Annotated in this window: 21 protein-coding genes; 4 read left to right on the top strand and 17 right to left on the bottom strand. The window is 70.7% G+C overall.

Annotated features, from left to right (window positions below; translation table 11 throughout):
- Positions 1–2: 2 nt before the first annotated feature.
- The 14 genes from purS to KIT14_15330 all read right to left on the bottom strand — a co-directional run bounded on the left by purS (position 3) and on the right by KIT14_15330 (position 13,112).
- A complete protein-coding gene (gene purS / locus KIT14_15265; GenBank protein ID MCW5891881.1) occupies positions 3–263 on the bottom strand; it encodes a phosphoribosylformylglycinamidine synthase subunit PurS in 261 nt (86 codons plus the stop codon).
- On the bottom strand, positions 263–976 hold the full coding sequence (locus KIT14_15270; GenBank protein MCW5891882.1) for a phosphoribosylaminoimidazolesuccinocarboxamide synthase: 714 nt from the start codon (positions 974–976) through the stop codon (positions 263–265). The genes purS and KIT14_15270 overlap by 1 nt, the downstream gene beginning before the upstream one ends.
- A complete protein-coding gene (locus tag KIT14_15275) occupies positions 963–2,261 on the bottom strand; it encodes an adenylosuccinate lyase (protein MCW5891883.1) in 1,299 nt (432 codons plus the stop codon). The genes KIT14_15270 and KIT14_15275 overlap by 14 nt, the downstream gene beginning before the upstream one ends.
- Complete coding sequence (gene dut / locus KIT14_15280) at positions 2,258–2,728, bottom strand: dUTP diphosphatase (GenBank protein MCW5891884.1); 471 nt, start codon at positions 2,726–2,728, stop codon at positions 2,258–2,260. The genes KIT14_15275 and dut overlap by 4 nt, the downstream gene beginning before the upstream one ends.
- Positions 2,725–3,978 (bottom strand): insulinase family protein, encoded by a 1,254-nt coding sequence (locus KIT14_15285; GenBank protein MCW5891885.1) that lies wholly within the window; start codon positions 3,976–3,978, stop codon positions 2,725–2,727. Before KIT14_15285 ends, dut begins: the two co-directional genes overlap by 4 nt.
- Positions 3,979–3,981: 3 nt before the next feature.
- A complete protein-coding gene (gene pnp, locus KIT14_15290; protein MCW5891886.1) occupies positions 3,982–6,084 on the bottom strand; it encodes a polyribonucleotide nucleotidyltransferase in 2,103 nt (700 codons plus the stop codon).
- Between the two features lie 83 nt (positions 6,085–6,167).
- Positions 6,168–6,437 carry a 30S ribosomal protein S15 gene (gene rpsO, locus KIT14_15295; GenBank protein MCW5891887.1) on the bottom strand — a complete coding sequence of 90 codons (270 nt, stop codon included), beginning with the start codon at positions 6,435–6,437 and terminating at the stop codon, positions 6,168–6,170.
- A gap of 98 nt (positions 6,438–6,535) precedes the next feature.
- Positions 6,536–7,414, bottom strand: a complete 879-nt coding sequence (truB, locus tag KIT14_15300; GenBank protein ID MCW5891888.1) for a tRNA pseudouridine(55) synthase TruB — start codon at positions 7,412–7,414, stop codon at positions 6,536–6,538.
- Positions 7,411–7,776, bottom strand: coding sequence for a 30S ribosome-binding factor RbfA (gene rbfA, locus KIT14_15305; protein ID MCW5891889.1), 366 nt, complete (start codon positions 7,774–7,776; stop codon positions 7,411–7,413). Before rbfA ends, truB begins: the two co-directional genes overlap by 4 nt.
- Positions 7,777–7,786: 10 nt before the next feature.
- On the bottom strand, positions 7,787–8,074 hold the full coding sequence (locus KIT14_15310) for a DUF503 domain-containing protein (GenBank protein ID MCW5891890.1): 288 nt from the start codon (positions 8,072–8,074) through the stop codon (positions 7,787–7,789).
- Positions 8,075–8,090: 16 nt separating this feature from the next.
- A complete protein-coding gene (gene infB, locus KIT14_15315) occupies positions 8,091–10,943 on the bottom strand; it encodes a translation initiation factor IF-2 (GenBank protein MCW5891891.1) in 2,853 nt (950 codons plus the stop codon).
- 7 nt (positions 10,944–10,950) lie between these two features.
- The gene (locus tag KIT14_15320) at positions 10,951–11,238 is read right to left on the bottom strand and encodes a YlxR family protein (GenBank protein ID MCW5891892.1); all 288 of its coding nucleotides are present in this window, start codon (positions 11,236–11,238) and stop codon (positions 10,951–10,953) included.
- Positions 11,235–12,596, bottom strand: coding sequence for a transcription termination/antitermination protein NusA (nusA, locus tag KIT14_15325; GenBank protein MCW5891893.1), 1,362 nt, complete (start codon positions 12,594–12,596; stop codon positions 11,235–11,237). The genes KIT14_15320 and nusA overlap by 4 nt, the downstream gene beginning before the upstream one ends.
- A 15-nt stretch (positions 12,597–12,611) precedes the next feature.
- On the bottom strand, positions 12,612–13,112 hold the full coding sequence (locus KIT14_15330; protein MCW5891894.1) for a ribosome maturation factor RimP: 501 nt from the start codon (positions 13,110–13,112) through the stop codon (positions 12,612–12,614).
- 225 nt (positions 13,113–13,337) lie between these two features.
- On the opposite strand from KIT14_15330, the gene KIT14_15335 reads away from it, so the two are divergent.
- The gene (locus KIT14_15335) at positions 13,338–14,315 is read left to right on the top strand and encodes a galactose-1-phosphate uridylyltransferase (protein ID MCW5891895.1); all 978 of its coding nucleotides are present in this window, start codon (positions 13,338–13,340) and stop codon (positions 14,313–14,315) included.
- Here KIT14_15335 and KIT14_15340 read toward each other — a convergent pair.
- The 3 genes from KIT14_15340 to KIT14_15350 are packed head-to-tail and all read right to left on the bottom strand — an operon-like array spanning position 14,312 to position 15,459.
- On the bottom strand, positions 14,312–14,806 hold the full coding sequence (locus KIT14_15340) for a transcription elongation factor GreA (protein MCW5891896.1): 495 nt from the start codon (positions 14,804–14,806) through the stop codon (positions 14,312–14,314). The two genes, KIT14_15335 and KIT14_15340, sit on opposite strands and share 4 nt — an antisense overlap.
- A gap of 11 nt (positions 14,807–14,817) precedes the next feature.
- Complete coding sequence (locus tag KIT14_15345) at positions 14,818–15,270, bottom strand: GatB/YqeY domain-containing protein (protein ID MCW5891897.1); 453 nt, start codon at positions 15,268–15,270, stop codon at positions 14,818–14,820.
- Between the two features lie 48 nt (positions 15,271–15,318).
- Positions 15,319–15,459: a hypothetical protein gene (locus tag KIT14_15350; protein MCW5891898.1), complete on the bottom strand. Its 141-nt coding sequence runs from the start codon at positions 15,457–15,459 to the stop codon at positions 15,319–15,321.
- Positions 15,460–15,753: 294 nt separating this feature from the next.
- On the opposite strand from KIT14_15350, the gene KIT14_15355 reads away from it, so the two are divergent.
- The 3 genes from KIT14_15355 to KIT14_15365 all read left to right on the top strand — a co-directional run bounded on the left by KIT14_15355 (position 15,754) and on the right by KIT14_15365 (position 18,575).
- Entirely contained in the window at positions 15,754–16,278 is a 525-nt protein-coding gene (locus tag KIT14_15355; GenBank protein MCW5891899.1) for a ComF family protein, read from the top strand.
- Between the two features lie 9 nt (positions 16,279–16,287).
- Positions 16,288–16,929 (top strand): phosphoribosylglycinamide formyltransferase, encoded by a 642-nt coding sequence (locus KIT14_15360; protein ID MCW5891900.1) that lies wholly within the window; start codon positions 16,288–16,290, stop codon positions 16,927–16,929.
- 167 nt (positions 16,930–17,096) lie between these two features.
- Positions 17,097–18,575 carry a tetratricopeptide repeat protein gene (locus KIT14_15365; protein ID MCW5891901.1) on the top strand — a complete coding sequence of 493 codons (1,479 nt, stop codon included), beginning with the start codon at positions 17,097–17,099 and terminating at the stop codon, positions 18,573–18,575.
- Positions 18,576–18,580: the final 5 nt, after the last annotated feature.

The following is an 18,580-nucleotide window of genomic DNA, read 5'->3' on the forward strand; positions in this document are numbered from 1 at the left end:
GTCTACGCGGTCCCCTCGTCGATCTCGAAGCGGAAATCCTCGATCACGCCGTTGGCGAGCAGCTGCTCGCACATGCCGCGCACCCGCACCGCCGCCGCCTCGCGCGTGAGGTCGCGCAGGCGCAGCTCGACGTACCGTCCGACGTGAACCTCGCCCACCTCCGGAAAGCCGAGCGCGTGCAACGAGTGCTGGACGGCCTTCCCCTGCGGATCGAGGATGCCGCGCTTCGGCGTCACGACCACACGTGCGACGAGCGCCGGCATCAGGCGGCCGTCCCGCAGATGCGGCGCGCCGCTTCCTGGTACGCGTCCTCGATGTTGCCGAGGTCTCGGCGGAAGCGATCCTTGTCGAGCTTCTGGCCGGTGTGCTTGTCCCAGAAGCGGCAGGTGTCGGGACAGATCTCGTCGGCGACGAGCATCCGCCCCTGGTGGCGGCCGAACTCGAGCTTCATGTCCACCAGCACCAGGTCGCGGGCATCGAGGTACGGACGCAGCACGGCGTTCACCTCGAGCGCGGTGGCGTTGATCGTGGCGAGCTCCGCCGACGTGGCGAGCTTCAGCACGCGGATGTGCCAGTCGTTGAGGAGCGGATCGCCCAGGGCGTCGTCCTTGAAGTAGTGCTCGAGGATGGGCTCGGGCAGCAGCTCGCCTTCCGGGCGGCCGAGGCGCTGCGCCAGGCTGCCCGCGACCACGTTGCGGACGACCACCTCGATCTTCACGATCTCGCAGGCGCGAATCAGCATCTCGCGCTCGGACAGCCGGCGTACGAAGTGGGTCGCGATGCCGTTGTCCTCGAGGAGGCGGAACAGCACCTCGGAGATGCGGTTGTTGACGACGCCCTTCGCGGCGATCGTGCCGCGCTTCTGCGCATTGAATGCGGTCGCGTCGTCCTTGAAGTACTGGACGAGGGTGTCCGGGTCGGCGGTCCGGTAGACCTGCTTGGCCTTGCCTTCGTAGAGAAGCTCACGCCGCTCCATCACCGTCCTCGAGCGCCCGCAGAAGGAGTGCGTCCACATGCCGCAGGTGGTGGGTGATGTCAAAGAGACCATCCAGCTCTGCGGGCGGCAGATGGCGCGTGATCTCCGGGTCGGCGGCGAGGGCCGCCCGCAGGTCGCCGCCGGCGAGCGCATGGCGCTGCACCAGGCGATAGGCGTCGTCGCGACGCAGCCCACGCCGGACGAGGGTCAGCAGCACCTGCTCGGAGAACGGTGCGCCGCCGAGGCGCGCGAGGTTCGCGGCCATCGCGTCCGGGCGCACGTCGAGGCCGTCGACGACGCGGGTCAGGCGCGCCAGCATGAAGTCGAGGGCGATCGTCGCGTCGGGACCGATGACGCGCTCGACCGACGAGTGGCTGATGTCCCGCTCGTGCCACAGGGCCATGTTCTCGAGCGAGGACATGGCGTAGCCGCGCAGCAGGCGCGCGATGCCGCAGAGATTCTCCGTGAGGATGGGGTTGCGCTTGTGCGGCATCGCCGAGCTGCCCTTCTGCTTGGCGCCGAAGGGCTCCAGCGCTTCGCTCACCTCGGTGCGCTGGAGGTGGCGGATCTCGGTCGCGATGCGCTCGCAGGTGCCGCCGACGATCGCGCACACGGCGAAGAAGCGCGCGTGCCGGTCGCGCGGGATGATCTGCGTCGCGATCGGCTCCGGGCGCAGGCCGAGCCGTGCCATGACCGACGCCTCGACCTCGGGCGGGTTGTTCGCGAACGTGCCGACGGCGCCGGAGAGCTTGCCGTGAGCGATCGCCGTGCGGGCCGCGGCCAGCTGCGCCCGCCCGCGCGACAGCTCGGCGTACCAGCTCGCGCACTTGAGCCCGAAGGTGATCGGCTCGGCGTGGATGCCGTGCGTGCGGCCGATCATCGGCGTGTATCGATGCCGCTCGGCCTGCCGGCGAACGGCGGCGCGGAGCGCATCGACGCCGACCAGCAGGAGATCGGCGGCGTCGCGAAGCTGGAGCGCGAAGGCGGTGTCGACGACGTCGCTCGAGGTGAGACCGAGGTGGAGCCAGCGGCTCTCGTCGCCGAGCTTCTCGGTGACGGAGGAGACGAAGGCGATCACGTCGTGGTGTACCTCGGCCTCGATCTCCTGCATGCGTGCGACGTCGATGCGGGCGTCGCGCCGCAGCACGCGCGCCGCCTCGGCCGGCACCTCGCCGCGCTCGGCCAATGCGTCGACGAGCGCGAGCTCGACGTCGAGCCAGCGCTGGAGCCGCGACTCCTCCGACCAGAGGCGCCCCATCTCCGGGCGGGTGTAGCGTGGGATCATGCGCGTTCTCCGCTTCCGGTGCTGCCGAAGCCCCCGCTGCCGCGCGCGCTGTCGTCGAGGCGCGCGACCTCGTTCCAGGTGATGCGAGTGACCGGCGCGACGACGAGCTGCGCGATGCGCTCGCCCCGGGCGAGCGTGACCGGCGCCGTGCCGAAGTTCACCAGGATGACCTGGATCTCGCCCCGGTAGTCCGCATCGATCGTGCCTGGGGCGTTCAGCACGGTGACGCCATGGCGCAGCGCCAGCCCGCTGCGCGGCCGCACCTGCGCCTCGTAGCCCGCCGGCAGCGCGATGGCGATGCCGGTCGGGACGAGCGCGCGCCCGCCGGGCGGAAGCTCGACGGGCTCGATGCAATCGGCGTGCAGGTCGAGCCCGGCCGCAGCCGGCGTCATGTAGCGGGGCAGCGGCAGCGCCTCCGGACCGCCCCGGAGCCGCGTCACCGCGACGGCGATCGGAGCGGCCGTCACCCCGGGGTCACCGCGCCGTCGAGCGTGGCTCCCCGCAGGTCGCCGAGCACCGTGATCCCGACGTCCCCGGTTCCGAACAGGCGGCCGGCGACACGTACGACGGCGTCGTTGTCGACGGCGTCGATCGCGTGTGCCACCTCGTCGAGCGGCACGTCGCGCCCGTAGTAGAGCGCGTTGCGGGCGATGCGGCTCATGCGGCTGTCGCTCGTCTCGAGCGCCAGCAGCATGTTGCCCTTCATCTGCGTGCGCGCGCGGTCGAGCTCCTCGGCGCGCAGCCCCTCGCGCGGGAGGGCGCCGAACTCCCGGCGCACGAGGTCGATCACCTCCTGCGTCGCATCGGGGCTCGTGCCGACGTAGACGCCGGTGTAGCCGGCGTCGGCGTAGCTCGAGAGGAAGGAGTACACCGTGTACGCCTTACCGCGCCGCTCCCGGATCTCCTGGAACAGGCGCGAGCTCATGCCGCCCCCGAGCGCGACGTTGAGGACGTGGGCGGCGTAGCGATCCGGGTCGCTCTGCGGGATGCCCGGCGTCCCGAGGCAGACGTGGACCTGCTCGAGCGGCTTCGCATGGACTCGCACCGCGGCGCGCGCGGCAGGAGACGGCTGCGGCACGGGCGGCGTCGTGCCCCCGAGGGAGCCGAAGTGGCGCGCGACGACGTCGACGAGCGCCGCGTGCGTCAGGTTGCCGGCCGCCGCGACGAGGATACGGTCGGGCCGGTACCGCGCCTCGAGGAAGCCGAGGAAGTCGTCGCGCCGAAGTGCACCGACCGTCGTCGCCGTGCCGGCGATGGGACGCGCGAGGGGATGCTCGCCCCACCAGCTCTGCGCGAACAGATCGTGGACCCAGTCGTCGGGTGTGTCCTCGACCTGCGATATCTCCTGGACGATGACGGTGCGCTCGCGGTCGATCTCCTCCGCGGCGAAGCGGGAGTGGAGGAAGATGTCGGCGAGGAGGTCGAGCGCCATCGGCAGGTGCTCGGCCAGCACCTTCGCGTAGTAGCAGGTGTGTTCCTTGCCCGTGAACGCGTTGAGCACGCCGCCGACGGCGTCGATCGTCTCCGCGATCTGCGCCGCCGTGCGGGTGTCCGTGCCCTTGAAGAACAGGTGCTCGAGGAAGTGCGAGATCCCCGCCTGCTCGGAGCGCTCCCAGCGCGAGCCGTTCTCGACCCAGATGCCGATCGTGACCGACCCGAGCTGGGGCAGCTCCTCGGACAGGACGCGGATCCCGTTCGGGAGGCGCGAGGCCTGCATCCGCTAGCGGGCCGCCTCTCCGCGCCCCTCGGACTCCTTGAGCGCTTCCTTGCGGGACAGGCGGATCTTGCCGGACTTGTCGATCTCGAGAACCTTCACGTCGATGACGTCGCCTTCCTTGAGGACGTCCGAGACCGCGCGCACGCGCTCGTTGGCGAGCTGCGAGATGTGCACGAGGCCGTCGGTGCCGGGCATGATTTCGACGAAGGCGCCGAAGTCGACGATGCGACGCACGGTGCCGCGGTATATCTTCCCGATCTCGGCCTCGGCCGTGAGCGAGCGGATCCATTCGAGGGCGCGCTGCATCGCCTCGCCGTCGGCCGACGCCACGAGCACGGTGCCGTCGTCCTGGACGTCGATCTTGCAGCCGGTCTCCTCGACGATGCTGCGGATGACCTTCCCGCCCGGACCGATGAGGTCGCGGATGCGATCCTGCTTGATCTTGATCGTGACGATGCGCGGGGCGTGGATCGACAGCTCGGGCGCGTGCGTCTTCAGCGACGCATCCATGATGTCGAGGATGTGCAGGCGCGAGGCGCGAGCCTGCTCGAGCGCCTGCTGCATGACGGCACGGGTGACGCCGCCGATCTTGTTGTCCATCTGCAGCGCGGTGACGCCGTCCCGCGTGCCGGCGACCTTGAAGTCCATGTCGCCGAGATGGTCCTCGTCGCCGAGGATGTCCGACAGGACGGCGACGTCGTCGCCCTCCTTGATGAGGCCCATCGCGACGCCGGCGACGGCGGCCTTGATGGGCACGCCGGCCTGCATCAGCGACAGCGAGCCGCCGCACACGCTCGCCATGGACGAGGAGCCGTTCGATTCGAGAACCTCGGACACGATGCGGATCGTGTATGGGAAGTCGCCCTCGGCGGGCACCACCGGCGCGAGCGCGCGCTCGGCGAGCGCGCCGTGGCCGATCTCGCGCCGTCCTGGCCCGCGCAGGAACTTCACCTCGCCGGTGCTGTACGGCGGGAAGTTGTAGTGCAGCATGAAGCGCTTGTAGTACTCGCCGGTCAGCGCATCGATCTTCTGCTCGTCCGACGACGTGCCGAGCGTGGTGACCGCGAGCGCCTGCGTCTCGCCGCGCGTGAAGACCGCCGAGCCGTGCGTGCGCGGCAGGACGCCGACCTCGCATGTGATCGGCCGCACGTCGGCGAGACCGCGCCCGTCGATGCGCTTGTGCGTCTTCAGGATCGCCTGGCGGACGAACTCCTTCTTCACCTTGTCGACGAGGAAGCCCACCGCCTTGCGACGATCCGCCTGGTCGCCGCCCAGAGCCTGCACGACCTCGGCATGCACGGCGTCGGTCGCGGCGTAGCGCTCCTGCTTCACCGTCTTCGCGAGCGCCTCGCGCAGCTTCACGGCCGCCATCTCGCGGACGCTCGCCTCGAGCGCCGGGTCGCTGGCCGCCGCGGCCAGGATGCGCTTCGGCCTACCTGCCACCTTGCGCAGCTCCTCCTGCAACGCGATGAGCGGCTGGAGCGCCTCGTGGGCGGTGAACAGCGCCTCGAGCATGAGCGCGTCGGGCAGCACCTGCGCCCCGCCCTCGACCATGAGGATGGCGTCGCGCGAGCCGGCGACGACGAGGTTGAGCGTCGTCTCCGGGAGCTGCTCTTGTGTGAGGTTGACGACGAACTCGTCGCCGATGCGCCCGAGCCGGACGGCCGCGATCGGCTCCTTGAACGGGATGTCGGAGAGCGTGAGCGCCGCGGACGCCCCGAGGATCGAGATCATGTCGGGGTCGTTCTCGCGGTCGTGCGAGAGGACGGTGGCGATGACCTGCGTCTCGCACACGAAGCCCTTCGGGAAGAGGGGCCGGATGGGACGGTCGATCAGGCGTGAGGTGAGGATCTCCTTCTCCGCCTGGCGTCCCTCGCGCTTGAAGAAGCCGCCCGGGATCTTGCCGGCGGCGAAGGTCTTCTCGACGTAGTCACAGGTGAGCGGAAAGAAGTCGATGCCTTCCCGCGCACTCTGGCTGGCGGTGGCCGTCACCAGGACGACGGTCTCACCGTACTGAACAAGCGCCGATCCACCGGCCTGCTTGGCCAGACGGCCGGTCTCGATCGACAGGCGCCGACCGTGGAAGTCGGCTTCTACCTTGTGCATGAATTCTCCCCTGCGGCGCGGAGCGCCGCGCTGGCGTGTTGCGAGCGTCGACGGGGAGAAGAAGGGGGGTGCAGCGGTGGCGGCTACTTCCGGATGCCGAGCCGCTCGATGAGGCCCTTGTACCGGCCGAAGTCGCGCCGCTTCAGGTAGTCGAGAAGCCGTCGGCGCTGGCCGACGAGCTTGAGAAGCCCGCGACGGGAATGGTGATCCTTCCGATGCACTTTGAAGTGCTCGGTCAGATACGTGATCCGTTGAGTCAGGAGCGCGACCTGCACTTCGGGCGACCCGGTGTCGGTATCGTGCCGACGATGGGTCGTCACCAGCTCTTGCGTGCGCTCCTTGAGCACTGCCATCCCGCCCTCTCCGTTTCCGTTCTTTCTCGCTTGTGTTTAACTGCCGGCACCTAACACGCGGTCCGGACGTTGTCCAGCTGCGTAGAGGCCTTCGCGCTTCATGCACCCACCAGACGGGCCAACCGCCAGCCGTCCGTCCCGATCGTTTCGACGACGGCGACGACCATGCCGGTCCCGTCCACCACGAGCGCGGTCTCATCCGCGGCGTGCGGCGCCGGCAGCGACGCGAGCACGCCCTGCTGACCGTGCCGCAGGCGAACCACTTCTGTGTCCGAGAGCGGCAGCGGACGCAAGCCCGCGAGCGCTTCCCGGATGGGAATCAGCGGCAGCGGTCCCGCATGCGCGGCCAGCGCCTCCGGCGTCTGCGCATCCGCGATGCGGAACGCACCCACCTCGGTCCGACGCAGACGGCTCAGATGCGCGAGCGTGCCGATCGCCGCCCCCAGATCGGCCGCCAGCACTCGGACGTAGGTTCCCTTGGAGCAGGCGACGTCGAACTCGAGGGTGCCGCCCTCGCCCGCCTCCAGGCGCAGCGCGTGTATCTCGATCGGACGCGGCGCTCGGTCCACCTCGATGCCCTGACGGGCGAGTCGATAGAGCGGGACACCGTCGCGCTTCAGCGCCGAGTACATCGGCGGCGTCTGCGTGGTCGGTCCGACGAAGCGGCGGGAGAGCTCGTGGAGCTGCGTGGCCGTCACCGGCGGCACGGGCGCAGTCGCCGTCACGGTCCCGGTGCGATCGAGCGTGTCCGTACTCGTCCCGAGCTGGATGGTGCCCTCGTAGCGCTTGCGCTCGAGCAGGAGCCAGCGCGCGACTTTGGTCGCCTCCCCGATGCACAGCGGCAGGAGCCCGCTCGCGAATGGGTCGAGCGTCCCGAGATGCCCCACCTTGGCCGCGCCCAGCCGGCCCTTGAGCGCCCGGATCACTCCCGCCGAGCTCACGCCTTCCGGCTTGTCGACGAGGAGGATGCCGTTCACGGCTTGCCGCCCCCTCCCGGCGACCTGGTCGCAGCGAGGAGCGCGTCCATGCGGCGGGCGGTGTCGGGAAGGGTATCGTACTCGAAGCGCAGCGTCGGCGTGGTGCGCATGGCGAGGGCTTCGCCGAGGCGGCGCCGCAAGAAGGTCGTCGCGCGCACGAGTCCCTGCGCCGTTGCGGCGCGCTCGGTCTCGTCGTCGCCGAGGGTGCGCCAGAAGACGCGGGCCTGCTTCAGATCGGCCGTCAGGCGGACGGCGGTGATGGTGACGGCGCGCAGGCGCGGGTCGGCAACCTCACGCACCAGCAGCTCGGCGAGCTCCACCTGGAGCCGGTGGGCGACGCGTTCCCGGCGATGTTCCGGCATGCCTTCGGAGTCAGTAGTGGAGGAACTCGACGCGTTCCTCTCCGAGCTGCGCCAGCGCGAGCTCGTCGATGAAGTTCACCACCTGGCGGAGGCACGCATCGACGTGGGGCTGCTCGCTCCCGACCTGGCTCACGCCGAGGACGGCGCGTTGCCAATGATCGTGCTCGTCGCACTCGGCGATCGACACGTTGAACTTGTTCTGCACCCGCTGCTTGATCGCGCGCAGCACGCTGCGTTTGCCCTTCAGGGATCGATTGTCGGGCAGCAGGATCTCGAGCCGCAGGACCCCGACCACCATCGGCCGGCTCCGGTGCTCAGGCGGGACGCTCGGCCGCCTGCGCACCCTTCCCGGCGCCCGGCGTGAGACGCCGCGCCACCTCTTCGACGTCGTAGGTCTCGACGATGTCGCCGACCTTCACGTCGTTGAAGTTCTCGATCCCGATGCCGCACTCGTAGCCGGCGAGCACCTCGCGGGCGTCTTCCTTGAAGCGCTTGAGGCTGCCGATCCGGCCGTCGTGGACGACGATGTTGTCGCGCAGGAGCCGTGCGCGGCTGTTGCGCGTGATCTTGCCGTCCTGCACCGACGAGCCGGCGATCGTGCCAATGCCGGAGACCACGAACGTCTGGCGCACCTCGGCGCGGCCGGTGACCTTCTCCTGGTAGGTCGGCTCGAGGAGACCCTCGAGCGCGTCGCGGATGTCGTTCAGCGCCTCGTAGATGACGCTGTAGAGCCGGATGTCGACGCCCTCGCGCTCGGCGAGCGCGGCCGCCTTGGGCTCCGGCCGAACGTTGAACCCGATGATGATGGCGTTCGACGCCGAGGCGAGCAGCACGTCCGACTCCGTCACGCCGCCGACCGAGCCGTGGATGACGTTGAGGCGCACGTCGTCCGTCGACAGCCGCCGCAACGCCTCGCTGACGGCCTCCAGCGAGCCCTGGACGTCGGTCTTGGCGACGACCTTCAGCTCGCGGACCTCGCCGCTCTGAACCTGGGCGTAGAGCTCGTCGAGCGAAACCTTGGCGGTCTTCGCCATCTCCGCCTCGCGCTGCTTCGCGCGGCGATGCTCGGCGACCTGTCGGGCCTTGGCGTCGTCCTGGACGGCGACGAAGACGTCGCCAGCCTCGGGCACCCCGCCGAGACCGAGGATCTCGACCGGCATCGACGGCCCGGCGGATTCGACCCGATGCCCCTTGTCGTCGACCATGGCGCGGATGCGGCCGTGCTCGGTGCCGCAGACGAAGGCGTCGCCGACCTTGAGCGTGCCCTGCTGCACCAGCACGGTGGCCACGGGCCCGCGGCCGCGGTCGAGCCGGGCCTCGACGATGGTGCCCTTCGCCAGACGATTCGGATTGGCGCGCAGCTCGAGGATGTCCGCCTGGAGGAGCAGCATCTCGAGGAGCTGCGGGATGCCCTCCCGCGTCTTCGCGGACACCGGAACGACGATCGTGTCGCCGCCCCAGTCCTCCGGGGCGAGACCGTAGTTGCCGAGCTCCTGCTTCACCCGTTCGGGATTCGCGTCGGGCTTGTCGATCTTGTTGAGCGCGACGATGATCGGCACCTCGGCGGCGCGGGCATGGTTAATTGCCTCCACCGTCTGCGGCATGATGCCGTCGTCGGCGGCGACGACCAGGACGACCATGTCGGTCACCTTGGCGCCGCGGGCGCGCATGGCGGTGAACGCCTCGTGGCCCGGCGTATCGAGGAACGTGACCTGCCGCGCGTGGACGTCGACCGTGTAGGCGCCGATGTGCTGCGTGATGCCGCCCGCCTCACCGGCGGCGACGTCGGCCGCACGGATGGCGTCGAGCAGCGAAGTCTTACCGTGGTCGACGTGGCCCATCATCGTGACCACGGGCGCGCGGGGGACGAGGTCGGCCGCCGAGACCTCCTGCTCCGACTCGAGCGCCTGCTCGGCGTCGAAGGCCACGTTCTCGACCTGATAGTCGAACTCGCCCGCCAGGAGCACGGCGGTGTCGTGATCGAGCATCTGGTTGATGGTGGCCATCATCCCCATGTCGATCAGCTTCTTCAGGACCTCGCCGGCCTTAACGCCCATGGCGCGGGCGAGGTCGCCGACGGTGATCATCTCCGAGATGCGCACGATACGCTTCGAGGCGCGCGGCACGGTGATCTCGGTCTTGCGGATCTCCTTGCCGGGCAGCGCCTTTCGCTTCTGCGGGCGCTTGCCGCCGCGATAGAAGTCGCGCTCCATCACCGCGCCCATGTCGGGCTTGGAGATGACCTTCTTGCCCTTCTTCTTCTTGGGCGCTTCGCCGGTGCCCGACGGCGCGCCGCCCTCGGGCGACGGTCCCCGTGCACCCGGGCCGGGCGGCGGCGCGGTGGCCTTGCGGAGATCGATCTTCCCGAGGACCTTGACGCCGCGCATCTCCTCGAACCCCGGAGGCGGCGGCGTACCCGGCGCCGCCGCCGTGCGGACCGCGGTGACGGGTCCCGCGGCCGGCCGGCCCGTAGACGCGGCGCTGGCCGAGGCCGGCGCGGGCGCGCCCTGGGCCGGGGTGGTCCGCAGCGCGGGAGCCGGGGGCGGAGGAGGCGGCGGGGTCGGCTGGGGCTGCACCTGCGGCTCCTCGGCCGGTGCGACTTCGACGACGGGCGGCGTCTCGACGACCGGCTCGGGCTGCACCTCGGCTTCCGTCGGCAGAGGGGGGGCTTCTTCCAGCGACACCGACGGCTCGGCCGCCATCGGCGGGGGCTCGGGGATGTCGACGACCGGCGGCGGGATGTCGCTGCTCGGCGGCGGCAACACGTCCGATTCTTCGAAGTCGAGCGACGGCGGCACGTCGGCCGGCGCCATGTCGGCCGGCAACTGCGGCGGCGCCTCCTCGCGCTTCACCACCTCGCGGGCAGTGCGGCGACGAATGACGTTGGAGCGCAGGCGCGTCTCGGTCGTCTGCTCGATCGCCGTGACGATCTGATCGCCGCCCGTCTCGCGCTGCGTGACGACGCGCTCGGACACGACGCGCTCGTGGCCGAGAGCCACCTGCGGGCGCGGACCGAGGCCGAGCCCATCCTTCAGACGCGCTTCCTCCTCCTCGGTGATCGAGCTCTGCGAACGCTTGCCCCGCACCCCAAGCCGCTCGGCGGCCGCGATGAGATCCTTCGGGGTCGTTCCCCACTCCTTGGCGAGCTCGTGAATGCGCTTCGACATGAACTCCTCAGGCCTCGGCCTCGGTCGGGGCGGTGAGCGCTCCGACGAGGGCCTCGCGGGCGGCCCGCGCCGGATTGCATCGTAGCGAACGCACGGGCCCACGCCGGGCGATGAACGACTGGGCACAGCTGGCATCGCGATGCAGATACGCACCACGGCCCGGGCGACGCCGACGCGGATCGAGCACCAGCGCCCCGGCGACGGCGACGAAGCGGACGAGCGCCTGCTGCGGGGCACGCGCTCCGCAGCCCGCGCACGAGCGAACCGGTCCAGCGATGTCGGGTCGGCGCGTCACTCGGCCTCTGACCTCTCTCCCGACTCCGGGTCGACGGCGACGTCCGACGGAGGCGGCACGTCGAGGTCGGCGGGCGGCGGCGGGACCTCGTTCTCGATCGCTTCGGCTGCCGCGGCTTCGAGCGCCGCGACGTGCTCGCGGGCGCTCTCCAGAAGACGGGCCGCCCGCTCGGGCGTGATGCCGTCGAGGTCGGCGAGATCGGACTCCTCGGCGACCGCGACCTCCTCGGCCGACTTGTAGCCACCCTGGTACAGCAGCTCCGCCTCGACGCCCATCATGCCGGGAATCGCCCCCAGCGACGCGCGCGCCCGGCGCGCCTCGTCCTCGGCTTCGGACTCGCTGCGGACGTCGAGCTTCCAGCCGGTCAGCCGCGAGGCGAGCCGCACGTTCTGGCCCTTCTTGCCGATCGCCAGGGAGAGCTGATCGTCGGGGACGATCACCTCCATCGCGTGCTCGTCCTCGTCGAGGATGATCTTCGAGACCTTCGCCGGCGCGAGCGCGCGGCAGACGTACTCCGCCTGGTCCGGCACCCACTCGACGATGTCGATCTTCTCGTTGCGCAGCTCCTGCACGACGGCCTGCACGCGCGTGCCGCGCATGCCGACGCAGGCGCCGACCGGATCGACGTCGGAGTCGTGGGAGGTGACCGCGAACTTCGCACGGCCGCCGGGCTCGCGCGCGGCGCCCTTCACCTCGACGATGCCTTCGTAGATCTCCGGCACCTCCTGCTCGAACAGCTTGATCAGCAGGCCCGGGTGCGTGCGCGACAGCACGATCTGCGGGCCGCGGCTCGACAGCTCGACGTCGACGATGAAGGCGCGGATGCGGTCGCCCTGGCGATAGCGCTCGCGCGGGATCTGCTCCTTCTCCGGCAGGATCGCGTCGGTGCGGCCGAGGTTGACGATGATGTTCTTCTTCTCGAACCGCTGCACGATGCCGGTGGCGAGCTCGCCCTTGCGGCCCTTGAACTCGTTGAAGATGGAGTCGCGCTCGGCGTCGCGAACCTTCTGGATGATGTTCTGCTTCGCCGCCTGGGCGGCGATCCGGCCGAACTTCTCCGACGGGAGCTTGCGCAGGAGCTCGTCGCCGACCTCGCACTCGGGGTCGAGCGTGCGGCGCGCCTCGTCGAGCGTGATCTCGTTCTCGACGTCCTGCACGACGTCGACGACCGTCAGGATCTCGAAGAGCTCGACCTCGCCGAGGGTCGGGTCGTACTGGGCCTCGATCTTCTTCTCGGGGCCATACGTCCGCCGGGCGGCGGACAGCATCGCCTCCTTCAAGGCGTCGACGATGATGTCACGATCGATGCCCTTCTCCTTGCTGACTTGCTCGATGACGCGATTCAGATCCGGCAACATCGGAACCTCCTCCCCTCACGCATGCGCGTGCGGTGGGCCCGCAGGCCGGGCGAAGTCGTACTCCACGTTGGCCTTGTCGATGCCGGCGAGTGCGAGGCGCACGTCGCCGACCTGGGTGTCTCGGACGGTGACGGTCTCGCCGTCGACGTCGACCAGCTCGCCGCGGAACTGCCGGCGGTCTCCGACCATGTCACGCATGCGGATCGCCACCTTCTTGCCGCGCGCACGCTCGAAGTGGGCCGGACGCACCAACGGGCGGTTCAGCCCCGGCGACGAGCACTCGAGCGTGTACTTGCCGCGCACGGCGTCGTGCGCGTCGATGACGTCGCCCAGCTCGCGCGAGACCCGGCTGAGCTCGTCGATGGTGACGCCGCCCTCGGGTCGGTCGAGCAGGACCCGCAGCACGAGGCGCCCCCGCTCCGGGACGTACTGGACGTCCACGAGCTCGAGCCCGGCGGCGAGCGCCAGGGGCTCAGCGAGCTCCGACACGCAGCGGATGACCGCGGCACGGTCCATCGAACGTCTGTCCTCCAAAAAGAAAAAAGTGGGCGGGAGGCCCACTTGGGATGGGTCTTCAGGCCGGGGAACCCTGGCGGTATAACATGGCGTATTCAGGCCCGCAATGTTGGCATTCGGTCAACGCACGCCGTCCGGGGCCAGGCGCGTGCCCGTACTGGCGCAGGGCACGGGGAGTCGCTAAGACGCGGGCCGCCCGCCCGTTGGCGGACGACGAGGTGTGCCGTGGCAGAGCTCCGCCGAGACCCGATCCTGCGCCGCTGGGTGATCATGGCCCCGGAACGCCCGGGAGACCTGGGACCCGCTCGTATCCCGAGCGCCGATCCGGCTCCCGCCGGCCCCTGCCCGTTCTGTCCCGGGAGCGAGCACCTGAATCCGGTCGAGATCGCGCGCCGGGACGGTCCCGGCGGCTGGAGCGTCCGCGTCACCCCGGACCGCCAGCCGCTGCTGCGCATCGAAGGCGAGCCGGGTGCGCGCGGGGTCGGGATGTTCGACCGCATGAACGCGGTGGGGGCCCACGAGCTGGTCACCGACACGCCCGATCACGTCGCCGGCTGGGCCGACTTCACGCCCATCGAGATGCAGCGGCTCCTGTCGGTCTATCGCGAGCGGGCCCGCGATCTCGCACGTGACCCTCGCTTCCGGCACGTCCTCGTCCTGAAGAACCGCGGCACGCCGCGGAGCCGCTACCGCCACGCACACTCGCACGTGCTCGCCACGCCCTTCGTGCCGCGGCGCCTCGAGGACGAGCAGTCGGGCGCCCGCGCCTACTTCGCACGCAAGGAGCGCTGCGTGTTCTGCGACCTGCTCGCCGAGGTCGAGGGGCGGGGCAACCTGCTGGTGGCCCAGGAGGGCGACTTCGTGGCGTTCACGCCCTTCGCGTCGGCGTACCCGTTCGAGGTGTGGGTCATGCCGCGGACCCACCTCGCCCAGTACGGCGAACAGGCCGACGACGACCTCTACGCACTCGCGGCGCTGCTCGTCGACGTCCTCGCGCGCATCCGCCGGGTGTGCGACGACCCGGCCTACAGCATCGCCCTCCACACCGGGGCGCTGGATGGCAGCGACGCCGACGTCTTCCACTGGCACATCGAAATCGTGCCCCAGCTCGGACACGAGCGCGGGATGGAGTGGGCGACGGGGATACTCTCGAATCCCGTCCCGCCCGAGACGGCCGCCGCCGCGTTGCGCGACGAGGTCTAGCTCGACTCGCGCGCGGCCTGGAGCTGGTGGTACGTCACCAGGGCCAGGATCTGGTACGTGCGCCGCCCGCTCGGCGTGTGGACGGTGACCTCGTCACCCTCCGCCTTGCGCATGAGCGCCTGGCCGATCGGCGACGAGAGCGAGATGAAGCCCTTCGCCGCGTCGACCTCCTCCGGGAACACGATCTGGTAGATGATCGGTGCGGGGTCGTCGGCGTCGACGTCGGCGACGGTGACGCGGCTGCCGTAGCCGACCACGCCCTCGGGGATCGAGCCGACCGTGTACATCGACAGCTCGCGGATGCGGGCCTCGATCTGACGTATCCGCGAGCGCACGAACTCCTGGCGGTTCTTCGCGGCGTCGTACTCGGCGTTCTCGGAGAGATCGCCGTGCGCGGCCGCGGTCGCGAGATCCTTCGGGATGTCGAAGGTGAGCTCGTGCTTGAGGTCGGCGTGCTCCTTCTTCAGCTTGGCGAGGATCGGCAGGTCCATGGCGTGTCGACTCAGGTCGTGGGACCGCCGCTCAGCCGGCGACGGACGATCTCGCTCGCAAGCTTGCCGTCGTATTGCCCGGCATGCCGCTCGCGCAGCGCGGCCATCACCGCGCCGAGGTTGGTCGCCCCGGCCGCGATCACTTCGGCGACGACCATCTCGAGGCGCTCGGCGTCGAGCATCGCGGGCACGTAGCGCTCCAGGATGGCACGCTCTTCGCGGTTCTGGTCGACGAGGTCGGCGCGGCCCGCCTTGGCGGCGAACGATTCCGCCTCGTCACGCTTCTTCAGCTCGCGGCGCACGAGCTGGACGAGGTCGCTCTCGGCGAGCTCGGCACCGCGCCGCTCCACCTTCAGGTTCTTCGCGGCCGCGACCACGCCGCGCAGGACGGAAACGCGCTGCGCCTCGCGCGCCTTCATCGCCTGAGCGAGGTCGTCGGCGAGCTGCTGCTCGGTCAGCGGCACGGCGACGCAGCGTAGGCGGATGGTCCGGAGATGTAAAGGGTCGCGTCGTCAGCGGTCCCGCGATTCGGCGGGAGGCCGCGAGGCGTTCGTCCACACGTCGCGCACGGCGTCGACGAACGGGGTCACGCCCTGGAGGTAGAGGTACATGGTGATGGCGCCGACGAGGGCGCCCCAGAAGAAGTTGCTCATCCGCGTGTTCCTCCCGCAGCGATGGCGCGTGGCGGACGTCCGAGGCAGCGTCCCCTGGTGTGGCGGCCGTTCGCCTGGCTCCTCGACGTCGCGCTGCCGCGTGCGTGCGCCGGCTGCGAGTCACCCTTCGCGGCAGCCCAGCACGGCGTCCTCTGCGCGCGCTGTCTCGCCTCGTTCGCGCCGGACGGGACGCCACGCTGCGGGCGCTGCGCGGCGCCGGTCCCGCGTCCGATGCCTGCGTGCTCGACCTGCATCCGTCGTCCCCCGGCCTTCGCCTCCGCCGCTTCGCTCGGATTGTACCGGCCGACCGCGGCCGGGCTCAATCCGCTCGCCACCATGGTCGTGGCGCTCAAGTATCGCGGGCGGCGTCTGCTGGCGCGCGAGCTGGGGCGCATGCTGGTGGGAGCGCTCGACGCACGCGGCGCGGAGCTGGTCGTTCCCGTGCCCCTGCACGTCCGCCGCCTGCGGGCGCGCGGCTACAACCAATCGGCGTTGCTCGCCCGGTGCGTTGCACGCCGCCTCCGTCGCCCGCTCCTCTGCGATGCGCTCCGTCAGCTGCGCCCGACACCGGACCTCGTCGGCCTCGGCGCCGCCGCCCGCCGCGCGGCACTCGCGGACGTCTTCCGCGTGGCCGCGCGCCGACGCCCCGCCGTGAACGGCCGCATCGTCCTCCTCGTCGACGACGTGCTCACGACCGGGACGACGGCGGATGCGGCGGCGCGCGCCCTGCGTGCCGCCGGGGCGCGCGCAGTGCACGTGTGGACGGTCGGACGGACGCCGCCTGCCGGCATCCTTGAGCCCGACCCGCCACGAGAGTAAGCCAGCGCCGTGGTCACGGCCGGCGTGCTCGTCTCGGGCTCGGGGACGAACCTCCAGGCGATTCTCGAGCGCATCGCCGCCGGCCGGCTCGCGTGTCGGATCGCGGTGGTGATCTCGAATCGGCCGGGCGCGAAGGCCCTCGAGCGCGCCGCCGCGGCCGGCGTCCCCACCGAGGTCGTCGACCATCGCGCCTTCATGGGGCGCGAGCCGTTCGAGCGGCGCGTGATCGAGGTGCTGCGCGCCCGCGGCGTCGAGCTGGTCGTGCTCGCCGGGTTCGATCGCCTGGTCACGCCCGTGCTGCTCGGCGCCTTTCCCGGACGGGTGATGAACATCCACCCCGCGCTGCTGCCGGCCTTCAAGGGGCTGCACGCCCAGCGGCAGGCGGCAGAGTACGGCGTGCGCATCGCCGGCGCGACGGTGCACTTCGTCGACGAGGAGGTCGATCACGGACCGATCATCCTCCAGGGCGCGGTCGCGATCGGCCCGGACGACGACGCCGCGACGGTCGCCCGGCGCATCCTCGCGGTCGAGCACGAGCTCTATCCGCAGGCGATCCAGCTCTACGCGGAGGGTCGCCTCGTGCTCGACGGCCGCCGCGTCCGTATCCGCGACGCCCGCACGCCACCCCCGTCGCTCGTACCGGAGTGGTGATGCCCGCGAAAAGGCGGCGTTTCCGTTGAAAGCTTCGGAACTCGCTGTTACACGGAGGCCGGGTACGGCGTAGCACCAGGGGAGGTCGGGTCGGCATCGTCGGGGAGGGCGACGCCGGGGTACCGACGAACGCATGAGGCTGGGGGCGGACGTGGAGGGGACCCGAGATGCGTGACATGGACGCGATCCTGTCGGAGGTCAGATCGTTGGCCCTCCGGGGAGAACATCACCTCATCGTCGCTCGCTACGGCGCCGTCGACGATACCCCGGAGGAAGAGACCTGGAACTCGACCGAGCTCCTCTACGAGATCGGCCGGGCGTTCGGCATGCTCGGCAACGAGGACAAGGTCGAGCGCTATCTCCTGCGCTGCGCCGAGCTCGCCCCGCGGCGGGCGGCCGTCTTCCACTGCGCGATCGGCTGGTACTTCCAGCGCAAGAAGAAGTGGACCAAGGCGCTGCGCTGGTACGACCGCGCGTTGCAGTCGTTCCCCACCTATCATCTCTGTCTGTTCCGCCGCGGCTACTGCCTCGAGAAGCTCCATCGGCCGCGCGAGGCCGTCGAGGCGCTCGCCCGGGCACGCACCGTCTGGGAGCAGGCCGGGGCCGAGCAGCGCCAGCGTGGACGCGGCGTCCAGGTCCAGGTGCTGTTCCATCTCTCGCGCGTGCTGCGCGACCTCGGCGAATTCGATCACGCCGAGGACGCCCTCACCGGCTGTCGCGACCTCGACGCCGAGACGGATCCGCCGGCCATCCGACCGGAGCACCTCCTTGCCTGCCAGGGCGAGCTGGAGCTGCGCCGCGGCGATCTCCCCGGCGCCCTCACGCTGTTCCGCGAGGCCCGCGACCTCGATCCCACCTCGAGCTACGTCTGGGAGCGCATCGGGCGTGTGCTCGAGCTCCAGAACGACGTGCCCGGCGCCGAAGCCGCCTATCAGCACGCCGTCGAGCTGCCGCGTGGCGCGTTCGCGCACCTCGCGCTCGGGCGACTGTACGCACAGACGGTGCGCGACCTGCCGCGGGCGGCGCGCGCCCTCGCCGAGGCCCTGCGCCAGCTCCCCAGCGCCGAGCCGCTCGTCCGCCTCGAGCTCGCCCGCCTGCACCTCGCGTGTGGGCGGCCGCGCGCCGCGGCCCTCCAGGTGGAGCAGGCGCTCGCCTGTCGGCGCGAGGGCGGCTTCGCCGACGGGCTGCGGCTCGCGGCCGAGCTGGCGGAGCAGCTCGGACGCCCGGTCGAAGCCGCGAGCTATCTCCGTCAGCTCGCCCGCCTCGTGGTCGAGGACGACGCGCTCATCAAGCGCGCCGCGGCGCTCGAGCTGCGCGCGGCCGACGCGCTCCCGGCCGTGCCCGACGACGCCACCCTGCCCGACGAGCTCGCCATTCTCGCCGATGCCGCGCTTGAGACCACGGGACGGACACGCGTCTCGGGCATCGTCGATCGCTTCTTCGCCGACAAGGGATTCGGCTTCGTACGCTACGGCGAAGGGCAGACGCTCTTCTTCCACGTCACCCAGTGTCAGGACGGCGGCACCGGCATCGAGCCGGGCGCGGCCGTGTCCTTCATCGTCGGCCACAACCCGAAGAAGGGAAAGCCCCAGGCCGAGGCGGTGCGCCGCCACGATCTCGTCGACGACGAGCGGGCCCTGCCCTAGCCTAG

This window comes from bacterium, assembly GCA_026129405.1.
Classification (GTDB): domain Bacteria; phylum Desulfobacterota; class Binatia; order DP-6; family DP-6; genus JAHCID01.